The following is an 18,087-nucleotide window of genomic DNA, read 5'->3' as shown; positions in this document are numbered from 1 at the left end:
AGTCGACTCTACCTTGCCGGTCTACTGAGGGGTTACACCGTCAACACCACGTTGTGGCGCTTCAGCGAAGAGAGCATGGCGCGGCGATAGCGCAGACATCGGTTAGCATTCCGGCGACTCTGTGCGAAGGATCGCCCCGTGATGTCTGTTCCGATGTTCCATCCTGCCCTCTACGTTCTGCTGCTGGCGTCGTTGTCCGGCGGCCGCGCGCCTGCGCAGGCGCTGGCCAACTGGGAGCTGCAGGGTCGTGCCGACGGCCTGGCGCGACCAGACACCCCCTGCCAGGATTTCCTGCAGGCAATCGGGCGGAAGCCGGCAGGGCTGGAATATGTGGGCTGCACCCAGGACGACGTGTACTACATCAAGCCGATGCAAGCCCACTACCGCGTTGCCGGCGCCCGCGCCGAGCAGGTCGAAGGTATCTGCATGCAACGTTCGGCATGCCCGTGCTGCGCTACACCTGCTGCGGCTGGAGCAATGGCGGGCCCTACACCTGGCGTGAAGGTGCAGACACGGTGAGGTACCAGATCGGGATGGGCGTGGAGTCGCTGCCGCATGAGCGGGCCGAGTGGCGGCGCATCGAAGCATTCAACGTTACGGTGGAGGTGTTTCGGCAGAGCCCGTAGCGTGGATGCGGCAGGCGGATGCTTGCTCTAGGATGCGTGCAGGGATCCCTGCAAAGGAACTGCGATGAAGGCTGTTGGACGTCTGCTGCTGTGCGCTGCGCTGGCCTGTCCGCTTCTGATGGCCGTGCCGGTTTTTCCTGCGGCTGGCGCAACCACCTACGAACCTGCACATCCGCATGCGCAGGACGCCATCAATGACTGGCTTGCGGCTTTCAACGCAGGCAGTCTCGATGCGTTGCAGGCTTTCGCCGACAAGTATGCGAAGAAGGAAGGCAGCGCTCCCAAGGACTATCTCGAGTTCCGCGAGAGCACCGGCCTGCTGCGCGTGCTGGAAAAGGGCGAACGCGCGGCCGGCCACGCGAAGCTGCTGGTGATGGGCGAGCTGAACGAGCGTGCGATGTGGGTGACGGCGGAAATGGACCCGGACCATCCAGCATACCTTAAGCTGTTCCAGATCGAAGGCACCGAAGTACCGGACAAGTATACGCCGGAGCGTGTTGCGTTGCCGGTCCTGATGGCTGACGCCAGGACGAAGCTGGACGCGTTGCACGCACAGGACGCGCTGTCGGGAGCGTTGCTCGTGGCGCGTAACGGCCAAGTGCTGCTGAATTGGCGGGGCGGCCAGGCAGATCGCGAAAGCGGTACTCCGATGCGGGCGGACACACGCTTCCGGTTGGCGTCGTCCAACAAGATGTTCACCTCGGTGGCCATCCTTCAGCTGGTGCAGGCTGGCAAGCTGGGGCTGGACGATACGATCGGCAAGCACCTGCGGGACTACCCGAACAAGGCCGTCGCCGCTGAGGTGACCGTCCGCCAGTTATTGACCCACACCAGCGGCCTTGGCGATTTTTTCGGCGATGATTTCGATCAGTATTCGGCCTCGCTGAAGACGCTGGATGACTACGTGCAGCGCTTCGCCAAGGATGCACCGCAGTTCGCGCCCGGCAGCCAGGACAGCTACTCCAACTACGGTTTCATCGTGCTGGGGCGCATCATCGAGGCCGTTTCCGGGCAGTCGTACTACGCCTACGTGGACGACCACATCCTGCGACCGGCTGGCATGACCGGCACCGGCTTCGAACCGGAAGCGGTGAAGGTGCCACAGCGTGCCGTTGCCTACACGAAGACGAACGGGCAATGGACGCGTGAAACGAAGTCGCTGCCCTGGCGCGGCATGTCTGCCGGAGGCGGCTACAGCACGGTCACCGACATGCTGAGGTTTGCCGAGGCGTTGCGCGGCGGAAAGCTGGTCTCGCCGGCACTGCTGCAGCAGGCCACCACGGCACAGAATCACAAGCGATGGTATGGCTTTGGCTTCGTGGTGCAAGGCGAGGGCAGGGAACACCAGTACGGCCACGAGGGCGGTGCGCCGGGGTCGAACAGTGCCATCGTGGTGATGCCTGCGCAGGGGTATGTGATCGTTGGCCTGGCCAATGTTGATCCGGACGGAATTGGCAACGTGGTCAATTACATCGCGCGGCGGTTGCCGTTGCAGTGAGCGCGGGGCGATACGTGTAGAGTCGACCGTTGGTCGACTATCGCGCGAAGCGCGGGCGTTTCGATGTTTCCGCGAACGGCAGTCGACTGACAGTCGACTCTACCCAGTTGACGTCACCCAATCGACGTCACCCAATCGCTGCCGGCACCCGCACCATCTTCGTCATCAGATGCTCCACCACACCGGCCGGATCGGCGGTACGACCCACATGCGTGCTCGACATCTGCACGATCGAGCTGCGCTTGGCGGTGAGGAAGTGGAACCGTGCACGCGCCGGCAGCTGTGCGATCGGCCCAGCGCCGGCATCACCGCGGCAGATCGCCACGATCGCATCCAGCCACGGCTGCAATGCGTCCTGGTCAAGCGCCGGCGCGAACGCGTGCAGGCGCGCCGGATCGATTTCGATGGCCGCTTCCAGATGTCGCGCACCCGGACAGGACACGATCACCCCGACGTTGATGAACTCTTCGCGTTCCACCCGCGGCACCACGCGGATGACCGCGTAGTCATACGTGTGCAGCGTGGGCACGAATGGCCTCCTGCACGAACACCGCACGCACCTTCAGGCGGTGCTTGAGATAGTTGATGTAGCCCTGGCGATAGGCCTGCGGGTTGTCGAAGGCCGATTCGTCCACCAGCCAGCTGTCCGGCACCAGGCCGACGATCCGCTCGATCTCGGCATCGGTCAGGCGAGCGGCCAACTCTGCATCCACCTCGGCGATGCGGCTGGCGAATGACAGCAGCACATGGTCGCGGATCAGCACGAACGGCTTCTCGCAGGCATCGCCAGCATTGGCCCAATCGTGGTGGAAGTACATCGCCGCGCCGTGGTCGATCAGGTACAGCTTGCGATGCCACACCATCAGGTTGGGGTTGCGCGTGGTGCGATCGACATTGCTGGTGAATGCATCGAACCAGACGATGCGAGAGGCCAGGTCGGCGTCCACCGGCATCGCCGCCGGGTCGTAGTTGATCGCACCGGGCAGGTAGTCCAGGCCCAGGTTCAGGCCCTCGCTGGCGCGGATCAGTTCCTGGATCTCCGGGTCGGGCTCGGTCCGGGCGAACTCCCGATCCAGCTCCACGAACAGGATTTCCGGAATCGGCAGGCCCAGCGTGCGCGCCATTTCCCCGGCGATCAGTTCGGCGATCAGCGCCTTCGGGCCCTGGCCGGCGCCACGGAACTTGAGCACGGCCATACCGTCATCGTCGGTCTCGACGACGGCGGGCAGCGAGCCACCTTCCCGCAGCGGGGTGATGTAACGGAGGGCATGTACGGTGCGCATGCCTGCATTCTAGCGTGGCGCCGCGGCGGACGTGCCGCCGCGGACCGGGGCGCCAGCTTAATGAACGGGTACCGCGCGAATCACCGCATACAGGCTGCCTGCAATCTTCACTTCGTCCTACCGCGCGCAGTGGCAGCATTCCTTCCAACGGAGCAACACGCCCGCGTGTGACCTTCAGCAGGAGGCCGTCATGCCGCTACAGTGCAGCTGTCACGCTTCACCGTGTACGCAACGCAACGCGTGGTGTTGACCCTGACCTGACACGGCCACGCCATCAGCACGGATGGCCGTCTTCCGCAGTTCCATACACCGTTCAAACATCGCGACCACCGGCACCCCCGGTGGGGCATGCGATCCAGCTACCTGCGCCCCGAGATGGATCCCTGCATTGCCGATGGCGTCGGCAACGTCGGGGGTCGCCGAATCCACGATCTCCCCACAGGCTTTGGAGGTGCACCGATGAGCGACGAATTCAATCCCATGTTGCCACCCCTGGACGACGCCAAGGCCGAGGAAATGATCGGCAAGGTCGTGCTGGTCGGTGTCACCCGCTATGGCGGCGACGGCCAGGTGCAGGGTCTGGAACAGTACGCCGGCACCGTGCTGCGCATCAGCGCCGACGAGGGGGTGGTGCTGGCCGATGAAGACGATGGCCACGAGCGCTACCTGCCGCCGATGCTCGACCAGTACCGGCGGGCCGAGCCCGGCGAGTACCGAATGCGCAACAGCGGAATGATCGTAGTCGACCCCGATTACCTCACCGCCTGGGACCTGCACGCCCAGCAGTAGCGCCAGGCCATGCCGGGAGGTGCCAGCCGTCGGCAGCGACCAGCGCTCCACTTTGCCCCATCCGGCCACTAGCCCTTCCGGCCCATTCACGACAACTCCTGCGGTGCTAGATTCGGGCCCTTGCCCGTTTCCGGGCTCCCATTCACACCCCAGGGGATAAGGATGCTCATCCGTCGTACCTCTCTGGCGGCGGCCATTGCCGTTGCCACCTTCGGCCTGCTGGCCACTGGCCCGGCGCTTGCCGACTACGCAAAGCCGCCGGAACACCTGCTCAAGGTGCTGAAGGCGCCGCCGCCGCCGGCGCCGAACGTGGCCCCGGGCGGCCAGCGCCTGTTGCTGACCACCGCGCAGACCTACCCGTCGATCAGCCGCGTTGCCCAGCCGTACCTGAAGCTGGCCGGTGTGCGCCTGGAGCCGAAGAACCGCAGCCGCCATGACACCCCCGGTGGCTACGGCATTCCGGCCTGCGTGGCTGACTTCACCCTGGTCGACATCGGCAGCGGCAAGGAGACCAAGGTCAACCTGCCGCAGGGCTGCGCCACCGGCGCGCTGTGGTCGGCCGATGGCAGCCATTTCGCCTTCCAGAACGCGGTCGATACCAGCGTGCAGTTGTGGGTGGGCGATGCCGCGACCGGGCAGGTGAAGCAGATCCCGAACGTGCAGCTGAACCCGATCTTCGGCAACACCGTGCAGTGGCTGGGCGGCAGCCAGAACCTGCTGGTGAAGCTGGTGCCGGCCAACCAGGGCCCGGTGCCGTCCAACGGCGGCGTACCGACCGGCCCGGACGCGCAGGAATCGCTGGGCAGCAGTGGCGAGAGCAGCACGTACGAAGCCCGCGACACGCTGACCAGCGTGCATGACGAGAAGCTGTTCGCCTATTACGGTGCCTCGCAGCTGGCCGTGGTCGATACTGCAGCCGGCAGCGTGCGCCCGGTCGGTCAGCCGGCACTGTTCAACGACGTCAGCGCCGCGCCCGATGGCGTGCATGTGCTGACCGAGTCGATCAAGGCACCGTATTCGCATGCGGTGACCTACCAGCGCTTCGCCAACGACGTGGCGGTGCTGGATATCGCCAGCGGCAAGTCCACGCCGATCGCCAGCCTGCCGCTGGCCGACCGCGTGCCGGTGCACGGCGTACCGGAAGGTCCGCGCGGTTTCGACTGGCGTGCCACCGATCCGGCCACCCTGGTCTATGCCGAAGCGCTGGACAAGGGCGACTGGAAGGTCAACGTGCCGCATCGCGATCGCGTGCTGATGCTGAAGGCACCGTTCAACGGCAAGCCGACCGAGATCACCCGCACCACGCAGCGCTTCGAAGGTTTTGCGTGGACCGCCGATCCGGCCGTGGCGTTCCAGTACGAGAACGACGAGAACCGCCACTGGATGCAGACCCGCGTCGTCGATGTGGATCAGCCGAAGAAGGAAGGGCGCCTGCTGTGGGACATGTCCAGCGACGAGCTGTACGCCAACCCCGGCAACCTGGTGTTCACCCGCCTGCCGAATGGCGCCCAGGTCGTGCGCCGTGAGGGCAACCATGTGTTCCTCAGCGGCCGTGGCGCGTCGCCGCAGGGCGACCGTCCGTTCCTGGACCGCCTGGACCTGGGCACGCTGAAGAGCGAGCGGCTGTTCCGCAGCAGTGCCGACGCCTACGAACAGTTCCTCGGTTTCAGCAGCACGCCGGGGCGCTACCTGACCTGGCACCAGTCGGTGATCGATCCGCCGAACGCCTTCATCCGCCAGCAGGGTGAGGCGGTGGCCGACGCGAAGGCCGGCGAGGCGCAGTTCGCGTCCACCGCGACCGCGCTGACCAAGCTGGTCGACCCGACCCCGGAAGTGCGCCAGATCAAGAAGCAGCTGGTGACCTACAAGCGGGCCGATGGCGTGGACCTGTCGTTCACCCTGTACACGCCGCCGGGCTACAAGGAAGGCCAGCGTGTGCCGGCGATCCTGTACGCCTATCCGGCCGACTTCGCCAACGCCGCGCAGGCAGGGCAGGTGTCGGGTTCGCAGCAGACGTTCACCCGCCTGCAGCCGTACCGCCTGATGCTGCTGGCCGGTTACGCGATCATCGACAACGCTTCGTTCCCGATCGTCGGCGACCCCAAGAACGCCTACGACACCTACCTGGAGCAGCTGGAAGCTGACGCCAAGGCCGCAGTGGACAAGGCGGTGGACATGGGCGTGGTCGACCGCAACCGCATCGGCGTGACCGGTCACAGCCACGGCGGCCTGATGACCGCCAACCTGATCGCCCACACCAACCTGTTCAAGGCCGGCGTGGCGACCAGCGGTTCGTACAACAAGACCTTCACTCCGTTCGGCTTCCAGAACGAGCGACGTTCGGTGTGGCAGGCGCAGGACGTGTACCTGAAGGCGTCGCCGTTCTTCTATGCTGACAAGATCAAGCTGCCGCTGCTGCTGGTCCACGGTGAGGACGACGCCAACCCGGGCACCGAGCCGTTCCAGTCGCGCAAGCTGTACCAGGCGATCCGTGGCAACGGGGGTACCACCCGCCTGGTGATGCTGCCGAACGAGCCGCACTGGTACACCGCGCTGGAATCGAACGAACAGTTGGTGGCGGAAATGCTGCACTGGTTCGACACCTACGTGAAGAACGCCAAGTAAGGGAACAGGAAGGCCGCCTTCGGGCGGCCTTCCTGCATCCTGCTGCAGAGCCGAGCCCACGCTCGGCGATCCGTCCGCCTGTAAACAGTTGCACGTGCTCTGCAATCAACTGTGGAGACTCGGTAACGACGTGTTACCGGCACATTCCAGCGCGCTGCAAATGGACTAGGCTGAGCCCGTAAGTTCGTTCCAGGTCGGTGCGATGAAAGCCATCCTTCTTGCTGCAACCTTGTCGTTGATCCTGGTTTCAAACGCCCCTGCCCAGTCACTTCCCACCGAACTGGCGCAACTGGGGATCATCGTCGGCATGCCCTATGCCAAGGCCAAACGCCTGCTTGATGCAGCAGGTTGGCAGGTGAAGCCGGCCCAAGGCGCGCCGGAATCGCTGGATGGCTTTCCGGAAGTGGGATGCCAGAAGGGCGGAAAGCAGTGCGCAACGACCTTCGAGAAAGGCGAACAACAGGTCGCGGTGCGGCTGGGCACCACCCTGGCAGGGCAGCCGTTCGTACAGGGCGCTGATTGAGCGCCTGCTGCGCTCACGCCAGCGGCAGACGGTCCTGCGCGTGCGACAGCCGGTCGTGCAGCGCACGCACGTGCTCGGCCTTGGCATGGATGCGCCCGGTATCGCCGAAACTGCGCAGATAGGCGCAGGCGGCAAAGCCAGTACTCTTCTTTTCGTATTCGGCAATCCAGGCCAGACGGTCCGGGTTGTTGGCCTGTTCGGCTGACCACGCGGCCACCGGTGGGCGGATGCGGTATTTCAGGCCGACGCGCCACGGCTTCGGTGTCAGTCGCGCACGGAAGCAATGCTGCAGCCGGCACATGCGCGCGTAGAGGGCGTCGGTGCCCAGTGCCTTGAAGAAGGCCTGCAGCTGCTCGTCCTCGGGCGAGAACGTGGCATGCATGGCCAGCACGCGTAGTCCGGCCGGCGTGCGGTAGGCGCGCAGATGCCAGTCCGGATGCTGTTCGCTGAAGGCCGCGACCCGCTGCAGCGCCACACCTTCGGCGCCACCGGCAGCGGCCAGCCGCCGCTTGCGCTGCATCAGCATCGCGGCATTCACCAGCACTACGGCCGCCACGCCCAGTACCAGTCCCACCAGCCAGTGCCACAGCAGGGTGCCGATGATGGCACCAGCAAACAGCAGCGCTGCGGCGATGACAGCGGGCATCACGCAACCCGCCGGTGGCTGCGCATGGTCGATATCGGCGAACAGCACGTGAGGCGTATTGAGGCAGAGCGCACCGTAGCTGTTGCGGGTGATGATGACGTCGCCGTCGCGCTGCACGATCTGCTCGCGGATCGGAACGCCTTCCACGCCGTAGTTGCTGCGCACTTCGCGACGCGGCAGCACCTGCCCGGCAAGGATGGCGTTGAGTGCTTCGTTGGCGCGCCGGTCGGCGTGGTCCTGGGCTTGGGCTGGGCCTTCGTCGGACCAGCCAAAGCGGCGCACGACCACCGGCCGGCCACGGAAACGGGCCTGCAGGCGGGCTTCAGCCCAGTACGCGGGAACGATCATCATCGTGCGGTGCTCCATCTTCCATGGCAGGTGCCGAAGCGAGTCTGGCACAGCGCCGGGGCGCCCGCATCCGCCTGCTGCAGTGGGCCGGGCGGAGTGATAGATTGCGCGCTTCCCATGCACTCCACCAAGGACGGAGCGATGTTCATGATCCTGCGCGGCCTGTTGGCCCTGGCCTGTGCCGGGGCGATGGGCGCGGTCACTGCAGCGGTACCGGCAGGGCCGCAGATCCTCACCGAGGATGCCAGTCGTTTCTATGCACTCTATGACAGCGCTGGCGGCACGCCGAGCGTTGCGCAGCTGCGTGGATACATGGCGGAGGGTTCGGCCGGCCTGGCCGAGTTGGCCAAGGCACGCCGGGTCACTCCGGAGCGGATTGCCGAGTCCATCGCCAGCCAGCCGGAGCTGTATGCACAGGGGCGGAACTGCCTGGCCGAGCTGCCGGCGGTCAAGCAACGGCTGGTACAGGTGTTCGCCAACCTGCAGGCGATCTACCCGCAGACCCGGTTCCCGCCAGTGACCATCGCGGTGGGCCGCGGCCGCCCTGTGGGGCTGACCTCGAAGAGCGGGGTGATCATCGGCCTGGAAGCGCTGTGCGCGGCCGACTTCATGAATCCCAATGTGCAGGATCGCTTCGTGCATGTGATCGCGCACGAATACGTGCACATCCAGCAGACCGGCCTGACCGACTTCGAGCCGGGTGACCCGCAGGCGACGGTGCTGCGCGTGTCGCTGGGCGAAGGCATCGCCGAATTCATCACCGAACTGGTTTCCGGCAATGTCGGCAACGGTCGCCACGCGGCCTGGACACGCGGCCGCGAAGTGCATATCGAAAGCGCGTTCGCGCTGGATCTGGACAGCACCGATTTGTCGCCGTGGCTGTACAACTACAAGCCGGGCTCGCAGGAACCCTACGACCTGGGGTACTGGGTGGGTTATCGCATCGCCAAGGCCTATTACCTGCAGGCCAGGGACAAGCGTGATTCGGTGCGTGCGCTGATCCAGCAGGACAACCCGAAGGCGATCCTGGCCGCCAGTGGTTGGACGCCGGGGATGTGGATGCCAGCGAAGGTGACCGGCGTGGCGGCGCGTACGGCGGCACGCTGAGCGCGGTGCAGGACGCTAGACTGTTCCGATGAACCGGGAGAGTCTCCATGCGTAGTCCTGTTGTGCTTGCCAGAATGGCCGCCATTTCCCTGGGCATGGCCTTGACCGTTCCGGCGGTTGCTGCTGAATCGAACGCAGTCAATCCGCTGCTGCTGAAGCCGGTCGAACAACTGCGTCCCGACGAGGTCCGTTTCATGCAGCAGCGCCTGGCCGACTGGCCGCAGCTGCGCCACTATCGTGAAGCCAACGCGCGGCTGCCTGCGGCGGTACCAGGCCAGCCGCGCGTGGTGTTCTTCGGTGACTCCATCACCGAGGGGTGGGGCAGGGAAGGCGGCGCCTCGTTCTTTCCCGGCAAGGGCTGGCTCAACCGTGGTATCAGTGGCCAGACCACGGCGCAGATGCTGGTGCGTTTCCCGCAGGACGTGCTGGCGCTGAAACCACAGGTGGTGGTGATCCTGGCCGGCACCAACGACATCGCCGGCAATACCGGCCCCTCCACGCAGGCGATGATCGAAGACAACCTGCACGCCATGGTGGACCTGGCACGCGCGCACGGCATCGGTGTAGTGCTGGCTTCGGTGCTGCCGGTGAGCGAGTACCCGTGGATGCCGGGCATCACCCCGGCGCCGAAGGTGCGCGCGTTGAACACGGCGTTGAAGCGCTACGCCGAGGCAAAGCAGCTGGTCTATCTGGACTACCACGCGCCGATGGCCAATGCGGCCGGTGGCCTCGATCCGCAGCTGGCCGAGGACGGCGTGCATCCCACCCCGAAGGGCTATGCGGTGATGGCGCCACTGGCCGAGGCGGCGGTCAAGCGCGCGCTGGATCAGGCAGGCTCGTCAGCAACCACTCGCAGAAACTGACCACCAGCGGATCGGCCGCGCTGTCCTCATGCACCAGCCAGCTCCAGCGCGGGCCGCGCACGCGTGTCTCGTCCAGCGGATGCAGCAGGCCTTGATCGCAGGCGCGGGCCGCCAGCAGCTCACTGACCAGCGCGATGCCCAGCCCTTGGCAGGCAGCATCCAGCAGCTGTCCGGGCTCGGAGAAATTCATGCCTTCGCGGCGCTGGCCGACATCGGCGCCACCCTGTACCTGCCACTGGCTCCAGTCCATTTCGCGCTCGCCATGCAGGGTCAGGCGTTCATGCACGGGCGTGGCCAGCAGGTCGGGATGGCAGGCCGGAAAGAGGCGATCCTGCAGCAGCACGCGATGGTGGCACTGCGCCTGCGAATCGAGGTCATCGCGTACCGACACGTCCAGCGTCTGCGTGGTCATGTCCGGCGCGTCCTCACTGGTCAGCAGCCACAGGTCGGCACCGGGATGCAGGCGATGGAACCCGGCCAGGCGCGGTACCAGCCAATGGCGCGCGAACGCGGGGCTGGTGTTGACGATCAGTTGATTCGGCTTGCGGTACTGATCGAGCCGGCGGATGCCGCTGGCCAGCTGCCGCAGCAGTGACTGCGTGGTTTCCAGCAGGTCGACGCCGGCGTCAGTGAGGGTGACGCTGCGGCCCTGCCGGAAGAACAGCGGCTGCTGCAGCGATGTCTCCAGGCCCCGGATCTGCTGGCTGATGGCCGATTGGGTCAGGTGCAGTTCCTCGGCCGCGCGGTGGAAACTTCCGAGCCGTGCGGCAGCCTCGAAACCCCGCAGGGCGTTCAGCGGTGGCCAGTGCTTGAGCATTCAAGATAAGTAAAACTGTTCAATTGATGGCTGAATCTATCGTTTGTTCTTATGTCTGGGCAAGCGCAGCATGGTGCCCATTCCACACCGGCCCTGGAGCCCGTCATGAACAGCCGTCGTCACTTCCTCACCCAACTGGCTGGCGCCGCTGGTCTTGGTGGCTTGGCCGCCCTCGGCCTGGCAGGGCTGCCGGGTCGCGTCGCTGCGGCCGGACCGAGCGCGGGCACCTGGCGCATGCCGGACGAGCACGGTCCACAGGAGCGCGTCTTCCTGGCCTTTGCCGCGCAACCGCGGAACTGGGGTGCGCAGGCCGACGCGGTGAACACCGCCGTGGCCCACCTGGCCCGCACCATCGCCCGCTACCAGCCGGTCAGCGTGCTGTGCCGCCCGGCGCAGCGGAAGCTGGCGCAGGATCGCTGCGGCCGCGACAACATCGAGTTCCTCGAGGTGCCGCTGGATGACATCTGGGTGCGCGACTACGGCGGTTGTTTCGTCACCGACGGCAAGGGCGGGCTGGGCCTGGTCGACTTCAACTTCAACGGCTGGGGGGGCAAGCAGAGCGCACGCAACGATGGCGCGGTGGCGCCATGGCTGGCGCAGGTGACCGGTGCCACGCTGCTGGAAAGCGATCTGGTGGGCGAGGGCGGCGGCATCGAAGTCGATGGCCATGGCACGGCCATCCTCACCGAAAGCTGCTGGGTGAACCGCAACCGCAATCCCGGCTGGACGCGCGCGGAGATCGAGGAAGAACTGAAGCATCACCTTGGCCTGCGCAAGGTGATCTGGCTGCCCGGTATCGCCGGCGAGGACATCACCGATGCGCACGTGGATTTCTATGCGCGCTTCGTGCGGCCGGGCGTGGTGATCGCCAACCTGGACAACGATCCGGAGTCCTACGACTACGAGCTGACCCGCGAGCACCTGGACATCCTGCGCGGGGCCACCGATGCCGATGGCCGCCGCCTGCAGGTGCACACGCTGTCGCCGCCGCGGGACGGGCGAGACAACGTGCATACCCGCGACAACGATGACCTGGCGATGGGCTACATCAACTACCTGCCGATCAACGGTGCGGTGGTCGCGCCGCAGTTCGGCGACGATGCTGCCGATCGCTATTGCTGCGAACTGCTGGAAGAGCTGTACCCCGGCCGGGACATCGAGCAGGTGGACATCGACGCGATTGCCGGCGGCGGCGGTGGCATCCATTGCGTGACCAAGAACATGCCGAAGGTCGGGTGACGCGTCTCAGGCGTCGTCCTGCTTCAACGCGGCATCGGCCGCCAGCAACGCTTCGGCGGCAGCACTGAGTGGCGGCGAGGGCGGGGCGACCACGCCGATGGCTTCCATCATCTTCGGCATGCCCAGGAACTGGCGTGCGCGGCGGTCGTAGATGCCGGTGACCAGCAGCGCGCGCGTGGCGATCTTCTGCTCGGCGCCGATCAGCACGCGCTGCTCCATGATGCCGCGCGAGCCGACCCAGCCCACCAGGCGCGTTTCCAGGGTGAAGCGCTGGAACGGCTTCAGCTCGCGACGGAACTGGATGGTGCCGGCACCGACGATCGGAGCCCACTTCTCGCGCAGTGCCAACCGGCCCAGGCCCATGCGCAGGATCAGGTCCAGCCGGCCCAGGTCGAAGATGTTCCAGTAGCGGCCGTTGGTCATGTGCAGGTTGCTGTCCAGGTCGTTGGGCAGTACCCGGAACTGCAGCCGCGAAACCCCGAATGGGGCATCCAGCTTCGGCCGGAACAGGCTGCACAGCAGCAGGTGGAGCAGGCGGAACCAGAGATTCATGGCTATGACGACTGTTATAGAGCGGCCGGTACGCTAATCTATGACGACTGTCTTAGCAAGGCGCCCCCCGTGAGCCCACGACCCTCTGATGCCCCGCAACGGGTGATTGATGCCGCAGCACAGATGCTGGCGCGGGTGGGCCTCAATGCCACCAGCATCCGTGAGGTGACCAAGCTGGCCGAGGCACCGCTGGGCTCGACCTATCACCATTTCCCGGGCGGCAAGCAGGAACTGCTCGCGCGCGCCATCTACATGGCCGGCGACAAGGTGGAGGCGCTGCTGGTGGAGTTGCTGAAGGAAGGAGCGGCGCAGGGTCTGCAGCAGTTCCTGGCGATGTGGCGCGAGCGCCTGCTGCGTTCCGACTTTCGCGCAGGCTGCCCGGTGCTGGCCGCGGCAGTGGAAGAGCCGGTGGAAGCCGTGCCCAGCCAACCACGTGTTGCCGCTGCCGAAGTGTTCGCGCGCTGGCGGCGGCATCTGGCCGCTGCCTTCATTGCCGACGGCCACGAACCTGAGGCGGCGGATGGACTGGCCAGCCTGGTGATCGCCAGCGTGGAAGGCGCCGTGGCGATGTGCCGCGCACTGCGGGACATCTCCCCGTTCGACCAGGTCGCAGCGCAGTTGCTGAAGGCCGTAGCGCGGCCCTGATCCGGCCGTATCCGGTAGATCCACGCCACGCATGGATGGGGTCTGGAGGCTGCCGGTTGAACGATGTTGCACGCTCTCTGGACGTGCCGCCCCATCACGCTAGAATCCGCCCATCACCACCTACGCGTGCCCGGCAAGGACGTCCGCATGCAGCATCTGGTTCCCGAGGTCCATGGCCGCGATGCCTCCCGCCTACTGGCGGCGACATGAGGCACTCGCGCGGCTTTCCCGCCAGTGCATTGACGTTGCCGAAGCATCATGGCGGCGAGGTCATGCGTGCGGCTGGCCACGTACGCAGGTGGCCATGATCGTCGCGTTGACCGGCGCCTGCGCTGCCCAATGGCGGTAATGCTGACCTGGTGGTACTGCAGTTCCGGGCGATTTCCCCTGTACTTCACTTTTCCAGGATCTTCATGCGACAGCGCACTGCACGGAAACGCGTCCTGGCCACAACGGTCGTTCTATCGATGGTTGCAGTCGCAGCGCTGATGGCCAGCGTGCGCCCGCAGTGGCGGCAGGATGTCGGCCCGCCGCCGATCAACCTGGGAACTGCACAGATGCAGGCCGAAGTGATGGCAGAGCTCATCGACCTGCGACCGACACCACCAGGACATCCGCCCGTACCACCGACTCCAATCAAGGCAGTCTCCTCCCCGATGCTGACCGGTAATAGTGGGCTCGCGACCGCGGCGGTGCCGCTGGAAGACGTCGAGCCAGCACACTTCGAGCCGCGCGGCTGGGAGCCCGACATGCCATTTGCCGTGATGGAATGGACTGCGCCTACCTGCGGTGAAGGAGATCCTGCTTCGGTCTGCCAGGTTCGTCACAGCGTCGTCGAGTGGCGCGATGAAGACAGTGCGGCGTCCTTTCAACTGCAGCAGCAGTTGGAGTCGATGCTGCAGGTTGTGAACCGCCGGGCTGTACGGGTACCCGACCTCGCGTTTGAGCTTGCACACGTGCGGGCGCAGCGGATGACGTGGGACGAGCTTCAGCAACGGCGGGCGCGCGGTATCGAGGGATGCACGGGTGGCCCGGGCAATCCCGATCTGGGCGTTGTCTATCTGCAGCGTCCTGTGTTCAGCCTGAACGGGAACTGGGCAATGGCATCGGTCGCCTCGGATCTGTGCAATGGAGGAATGTCGATGCGCCTGATCTATCTTCTGCACCGCAGGAATGGCGGATGGGAGCGCATTCGAGTGGAGCCTGTCCGCCCTATGGGCTTTGGACACGGCCTGTGGCCTGCGTTGGCGGAGTCGTGATGACAGATACCTCGTTCAAGCCAGACCGTGACTGCCAACAACGGATCGCCTGGCGACGCATTGCATCGTTGGCGGCGGCCCTTTCGGCTTTGGCTCTCATGGCCGGGATATGCAGCCTGCGCCCGAGGTGGCAGCAGGCGATCGGTCCGCCACCGGTCAACCTGGGAACGGCGCAGATGCAGGCGGAGGCGATGGCGCCGGTGATCCGGCAGAGCCCCCCATTCCACTCCCCCCCGCCAGTGCCCGCGGCCGCATTGGCCGGTGCGCAGCGGATGGACGGCGCGGGGCTTCGTGCGCGGCGGAGCAGGGGTGCGGGGCAACGGTGCATGGGCAGACTCGGACGTACGACCTCGTCGCCTATCTGACCCGGCCCGTTTTCAGCGCCGATGGGCAATGGGCTATGATCGCGGTCGCCTGGGATACGTGTTTCGATTATTTCGTCTACCGGGAGCTTGTCTTACTGCATCGCGAACAAGGACGCTGGATGGCCGACCCGCCGGAACGGGGTCTGGGCGGCGTATGGGACGGCCGCATGCTGCGGCCCTGGACGTACAACCACTGACGAGGAAGAGCGCATGGATGTCGCTGCACGCAGGAACAGGACGTTGTTTCGTTGGATCATGGTGACGCTGCTGGCGGTACTGATGCCGTTTGCAGCAGTGGCGCAGCCCGCAGCCGGACAGGCCGATACCGCCGAAGCCGCCACCGCTGCGGAGGAGGCGCAATGCCGCGCCTGCAGCTATGAGCGTATCGGGCACAAGGTCGATATCGGTCTGGTTGCGCTGGTGTCGCTGCTGGTGGTGGGCCTGCTGCTCGCGGCGTCGCGGGAATGGGGCACCACGTCGCAGCGCTGGACCTGCCGCACGCTGTCCCTGCTGCTGGTGGGTGTCGGTGCGGCGTTGCTGTGGTGGGCTGGCAGTGTCGTCTACCTGGGCTACAACCCGTGGCAGGAAATGGCCGCCCCCGTCGATGGCTCGCTCACCTCGACACTGCTCACTACCTCGCCGAAGTGGCTGGCGGCGCTGGTGTTGATGGGTTTCGCGCCCTCCATCTGGAAGCGTAGCGAACGTCTGCCGGCCTGGCGTATCGGCTGACCCTGGAACGACGGCGCCGGCTCACATCCGGCGCCGCCTGCGGTAATCAGTCAAAGCGCCAGCGCACGCCTGCATAGACGCCACGGCCTTCGCCCGGCGTCGAGCGCGCGACATCCTTGCCGGCATCGTCGTAGCCCGGCGTGACCGTGGCGGCGTAGCGGCGGTTGCCGATGTTGCGCATCTCCGCCCAGGCCTGCCAGCGGCCACCGGGTGCGTCGTAGCCGATGCGGCTGCCGAAGATCACATGGCTGTCGGCCCAGTAGCTGTTGGCGTAGTCCACTGCGATACGCGAGGCGTATTCGGTATTGAGCGCAGCGTACAGGCCGGAGGCGTGATCGAAGCGCAGCTCGGCCTGATAGCTGTGGCGCGGCAGGCCGGGCAGGCGGTTGCTGCCGAAGCGCGCGTCGTGGCGGTAACGGAAATCGCTGAAGGTGTACGCCTGGCGCAACGACAGGCGCCCCGGCGTGGCCTGCCACAGCGTGCTGTCCAGTCCCGCTTCGATGCCGCGGTGCACGGTGGGGCTGGCGTTGTTCTCGGCGATGAACAGGTTCGGCACCGGTTGCAGTTCGACGCTCAGCAGTTCGTGGTTGACGTGCGCGTAGTAGCCGGTCAGTTCCCAGCGACCCAGCACCGCGTCACCGCGCGCGCCCAGTTCCAGTGTGGTGGCGGTCTGGTTCTGCATCGGCACCGGCGCGCGCTGGCGTCCAGTGGACGGGCCATTGCCCGGCCCGAAGTACTGGTTGGAACCCCAGATCATCGACCACGGATGCGGTGCTTCCACCGAGCGGCTCAGGTTGCCGAACCACTGCGTCTGCGCACTGTGCTGCCAGGTGAAGCCCAGGCGCGGCGCGTAATCCCAGTCGTGGTCACGCAGGCGGCCACCGCTGCTTGGCCAGGTCACCTGTACGTCGCGGCGGGTGTTGATCAGTGCCAACCCGGTCTGCATGCGCAGTCGGTCATTGAAGGTGAGGGTGTTGCTGACGTGCAGCGTGCTGTCGGTGCCGTGGTGGCGGAAGTCACGCGTGCGCGTACCGGCGGCATAGCCGTTGCTGGCAAAGCGCAGCGACTCATGCACATCGGCGTCCAGATCGTGGGTGACGCGGAGGCCGACCGTGGTCTCGCTGTCCAGCCCGAACAGGTGGTGACGGTGGTGATAGTCCAGCGTGGCGTTGAGGTTGGCGTAGTCCAGCTGCTGGCGGTACAGGCTTTCGTTCAAGTCCATCGGGTACGTGTGATAGACCAGCCCGGCCTGCAGCGACGAATCCTCGTCAATCTGCAGCGTGGTGACGTTGCCCAGCCAGGTGCTGCCGGGTTGCGGGCGGCGCGCATCGATGGCCAGGTTGGCTGGATTGGCCGCATGCGGATCGTTGCGGATCTGGTCGCGGGTCAGGCGCCCGGGCGTTTCGTGGTTGGTTTCGCGATAGCGCACGAAGAAGCGCGTCTGCAGGTCGGGCGTGATCTGCCAGCCGATGTTGGCCATCGCGCCCTTGCCGTCGCCGCGCGCATGGCGCTGGTAGCCGTCGAATTCGGTATCGGTGTAGGCCAGGAAATAATCGACATCGCCATCGACGCCGCCCCAGCTCATACCGCGCTTCTGGTAGCCGCGGCTGCCGGCTTCGTAATGCACTTGTATGCCCGCCGAATCACGGCCGCTGCGGCTGACGTAGTCGATGGCGCCGCCAAGTGCCAGCGCGCCACGTTCGAAGCCGTTGGCGCCGCGCAGGACTTCCACGCGCGACAGCCACAACGGTTCCAGCAGTTCATAGGGCGTGCCACCGGGACCGGTCAGTGGCAGCCCGTCGATCGAAACTGCAATACCAGACGCATGCGCACCCGGGCCGCGGTTGATGCCCGAACCGCGGATCGACACCTTGGTGCCCTCGTTGCCCGGCGACTGCGCGCTGATGCCCGGCTGCAAGGCCAGCACATCGGCGCTGCTGGACAGGCGGCTGTCGGCCTTGGCGACGTCGATGACGTTGCTGGCACCGGGAACGCGCTTCAGCGCCTCGCGCGCCTGGGCACTGGCATCGGCGGCAGCGGTGACCCGTACGGCATCAAGGGTGGTGGCCTGCGGTGCGGCGACGGCGGTGGAAGCCAGGCTGAAGGAAACAGCCAGGAACAGCAGGGACGGGGTAGGGCGGTGAGACAGGAGCGACATGTGGAATGCTGTAAA

General features: G+C 65.9%; 17 protein-coding genes. 11 read left to right on the top strand and 6 right to left on the bottom strand.

The genetic code is table 11. From position 1 onward, the window contains the following. Positions 1 to 141: 141 nt before the first annotated feature. Both QP512_RS12860 and QP512_RS12855 read left to right on the top strand, forming a co-directional pair. A complete protein-coding gene (locus tag QP512_RS12860) occupies positions 142 to 519 on the top strand; it encodes a DUF4952 domain-containing protein (RefSeq protein WP_286068972.1) in 378 nt (125 codons plus the stop codon). 171 nt (positions 520 to 690) lie between these two features. Then, positions 691 to 2,124 (top strand): serine hydrolase domain-containing protein, encoded by a 1,434-nt coding sequence (locus tag QP512_RS12855; protein ID WP_286068970.1) that lies wholly within the window; start codon positions 691 to 693, stop codon positions 2,122 to 2,124. A 127-nt stretch (positions 2,125 to 2,251) separates the two neighbouring features. On the opposite strand, the gene QP512_RS12850 is transcribed toward QP512_RS12855, so the two are convergent. Both QP512_RS12850 and QP512_RS12845 read right to left on the bottom strand, forming a co-directional pair. Beyond that, positions 2,252 to 2,653, bottom strand: a complete 402-nt coding sequence (locus tag QP512_RS12850; RefSeq protein WP_286068969.1) for a DUF3037 domain-containing protein — start codon at positions 2,651 to 2,653, stop codon at positions 2,252 to 2,254. Continuing rightward, positions 2,631 to 3,407 (bottom strand): HipA family kinase, encoded by a 777-nt coding sequence (locus QP512_RS12845; RefSeq protein WP_286068968.1) that lies wholly within the window; start codon positions 3,405 to 3,407, stop codon positions 2,631 to 2,633. Before QP512_RS12845 ends, QP512_RS12850 begins: the two co-directional genes overlap by 23 nt. A gap of 459 nt (positions 3,408 to 3,866) precedes the next feature. Between QP512_RS12845 and QP512_RS12840 the strand changes: the two genes are divergently transcribed. The 3 genes from QP512_RS12840 (at position 3,867) to QP512_RS12830 (ending at position 7,344) form a co-directional block, all read left to right on the top strand. Continuing rightward, the gene (locus QP512_RS12840) at positions 3,867 to 4,196 is read left to right on the top strand and encodes a hypothetical protein (RefSeq protein ID WP_286068966.1); all 330 of its coding nucleotides are present in this window, start codon (positions 3,867 to 3,869) and stop codon (positions 4,194 to 4,196) included. A gap of 162 nt (positions 4,197 to 4,358) precedes the next feature. After that, entirely contained in the window at positions 4,359 to 6,821 is a 2,463-nt protein-coding gene (locus QP512_RS12835; protein WP_286068964.1) for a prolyl oligopeptidase family serine peptidase, read from the top strand. A 202-nt stretch (positions 6,822 to 7,023) separates the two neighbouring features. Next, complete coding sequence (locus QP512_RS12830) at positions 7,024 to 7,344, top strand: hypothetical protein (RefSeq protein WP_286068963.1); 321 nt, start codon at positions 7,024 to 7,026, stop codon at positions 7,342 to 7,344. Between the two features lie 13 nt (positions 7,345 to 7,357). Here QP512_RS12830 and QP512_RS12825 read toward each other — a convergent pair whose 3' ends face one another. Further along, positions 7,358 to 8,341 (bottom strand): hypothetical protein, encoded by a 984-nt coding sequence (locus QP512_RS12825; RefSeq protein ID WP_286068962.1) that lies wholly within the window; start codon positions 8,339 to 8,341, stop codon positions 7,358 to 7,360. Positions 8,342 to 8,479: 138 nt separating this feature from the next. Here QP512_RS12825 and QP512_RS12820 point away from each other — a divergent pair, with 138 nt between their 5' ends. Further along, positions 8,480 to 9,445 (top strand): DUF2268 domain-containing putative Zn-dependent protease, encoded by a 966-nt coding sequence (locus QP512_RS12820; RefSeq protein WP_286068961.1) that lies wholly within the window; start codon positions 8,480 to 8,482, stop codon positions 9,443 to 9,445. 47 nt (positions 9,446 to 9,492) lie between these two features. Then, positions 9,493 to 10,308: an SGNH/GDSL hydrolase family protein gene (locus QP512_RS12815; protein ID WP_286068960.1), complete on the top strand. Its 816-nt coding sequence runs from the start codon at positions 9,493 to 9,495 to the stop codon at positions 10,306 to 10,308. Here QP512_RS12815 and QP512_RS12810 read toward each other — a convergent pair. Beyond that, complete coding sequence (locus tag QP512_RS12810) at positions 10,256 to 11,125, bottom strand: LysR family transcriptional regulator (RefSeq protein ID WP_286068958.1); 870 nt, start codon at positions 11,123 to 11,125, stop codon at positions 10,256 to 10,258. The two genes, QP512_RS12815 and QP512_RS12810, sit on opposite strands and share 53 nt — an antisense overlap. A 105-nt stretch (positions 11,126 to 11,230) precedes the next feature. Between QP512_RS12810 and QP512_RS12805 the strand changes: the two genes are divergently transcribed. Continuing rightward, complete coding sequence (locus QP512_RS12805; RefSeq protein WP_286068956.1) at positions 11,231 to 12,364, top strand: agmatine deiminase family protein; 1,134 nt, start codon at positions 11,231 to 11,233, stop codon at positions 12,362 to 12,364. A gap of 6 nt (positions 12,365 to 12,370) precedes the next feature. On the opposite strand, the gene QP512_RS12800 is transcribed toward QP512_RS12805, so the two are convergent. Continuing rightward, on the bottom strand, positions 12,371 to 12,916 hold the full coding sequence (locus tag QP512_RS12800; RefSeq protein ID WP_286068954.1) for a thioesterase family protein: 546 nt from the start codon (positions 12,914 to 12,916) through the stop codon (positions 12,371 to 12,373). A gap of 69 nt (positions 12,917 to 12,985) precedes the next feature. Here QP512_RS12800 and QP512_RS12795 point away from each other — a divergent pair, with 69 nt between their 5' ends. The 3 genes from QP512_RS12795 to QP512_RS12785 all read left to right on the top strand — a co-directional run bounded on the left by QP512_RS12795 (position 12,986) and on the right by QP512_RS12785 (position 15,914). Next, positions 12,986 to 13,561 carry a TetR/AcrR family transcriptional regulator gene (locus QP512_RS12795; RefSeq protein ID WP_286068952.1) on the top strand — a complete coding sequence of 192 codons (576 nt, stop codon included), beginning with the start codon at positions 12,986 to 12,988 and terminating at the stop codon, positions 13,559 to 13,561. Between the two features lie 413 nt (positions 13,562 to 13,974). After that, entirely contained in the window at positions 13,975 to 14,820 is an 846-nt protein-coding gene (locus tag QP512_RS12790) for an energy transducer TonB (protein WP_286068950.1), read from the top strand. Positions 14,821 to 15,395: 575 nt separating this feature from the next. Then, positions 15,396 to 15,914: a hypothetical protein gene (locus QP512_RS12785; RefSeq protein WP_343229534.1), complete on the top strand. Its 519-nt coding sequence runs from the start codon at positions 15,396 to 15,398 to the stop codon at positions 15,912 to 15,914. A 46-nt stretch (positions 15,915 to 15,960) separates the two neighbouring features. On the opposite strand, the gene QP512_RS12780 is transcribed toward QP512_RS12785, so the two are convergent. Then, on the bottom strand, positions 15,961 to 18,072 hold the full coding sequence (locus QP512_RS12780; RefSeq protein ID WP_286068948.1) for a TonB-dependent receptor: 2,112 nt from the start codon (positions 18,070 to 18,072) through the stop codon (positions 15,961 to 15,963). Positions 18,073 to 18,087 lie beyond the last annotated feature (15 nt).

This window comes from Stenotrophomonas sp. 57, from assembly GCF_030291075.1.
In the GTDB taxonomy this organism is placed as follows: domain Bacteria; phylum Pseudomonadota; class Gammaproteobacteria; order Xanthomonadales; family Xanthomonadaceae; genus Stenotrophomonas.
The sequence above is the reverse complement of the archived record's forward strand: the minus strand, read 5'-3'. Positions and strand labels throughout refer to the sequence as shown.

Coding starts and splice junctions, on each gene's coding strand:
- QP512_RS12780 (WP_286068948.1), bottom strand. CDS start 18,072: ATGTCGCTCCTGTCTCACCGCCCTACCCCGTCCCTGCTGTTCCTGGCT.
- QP512_RS12820 (WP_286068961.1), top strand. CDS start 8,480: ATGTTCATGATCCTGCGCGGCCTGTTGGCCCTGGCCTGTGCCGGGGCG.
- QP512_RS12845 (WP_286068968.1), bottom strand. CDS start 3,407: ATGCGCACCGTACATGCCCTCCGTTACATCACCCCGCTGCGGGAAGGT.
- QP512_RS12785 (WP_343229534.1), top strand. CDS start 15,396: ATGGATGTCGCTGCACGCAGGAACAGGACGTTGTTTCGTTGGATCATG.
- QP512_RS12830 (WP_286068963.1), top strand. CDS start 7,024: ATGAAAGCCATCCTTCTTGCTGCAACCTTGTCGTTGATCCTGGTTTCA.
- QP512_RS12855 (WP_286068970.1), top strand. CDS start 691: ATGAAGGCTGTTGGACGTCTGCTGCTGTGCGCTGCGCTGGCCTGTCCG.
- QP512_RS12800 (WP_286068954.1), bottom strand. CDS start 12,916: ATGAATCTCTGGTTCCGCCTGCTCCACCTGCTGCTGTGCAGCCTGTTC.
- QP512_RS12840 (WP_286068966.1), top strand. CDS start 3,867: ATGAGCGACGAATTCAATCCCATGTTGCCACCCCTGGACGACGCCAAG.
- QP512_RS12835 (WP_286068964.1), top strand. CDS start 4,359: ATGCTCATCCGTCGTACCTCTCTGGCGGCGGCCATTGCCGTTGCCACC.
- QP512_RS12860 (WP_286068972.1), top strand. CDS start 142: ATGTCTGTTCCGATGTTCCATCCTGCCCTCTACGTTCTGCTGCTGGCG.
- QP512_RS12815 (WP_286068960.1), top strand. CDS start 9,493: ATGCGTAGTCCTGTTGTGCTTGCCAGAATGGCCGCCATTTCCCTGGGC.
- QP512_RS12805 (WP_286068956.1), top strand. CDS start 11,231: ATGAACAGCCGTCGTCACTTCCTCACCCAACTGGCTGGCGCCGCTGGT.
- QP512_RS12825 (WP_286068962.1), bottom strand. CDS start 8,341: ATGATGATCGTTCCCGCGTACTGGGCTGAAGCCCGCCTGCAGGCCCGT.
- QP512_RS12790 (WP_286068950.1), top strand. CDS start 13,975: ATGCGACAGCGCACTGCACGGAAACGCGTCCTGGCCACAACGGTCGTT.
- QP512_RS12810 (WP_286068958.1), bottom strand. CDS start 11,125: ATGCTCAAGCACTGGCCACCGCTGAACGCCCTGCGGGGTTTCGAGGCT.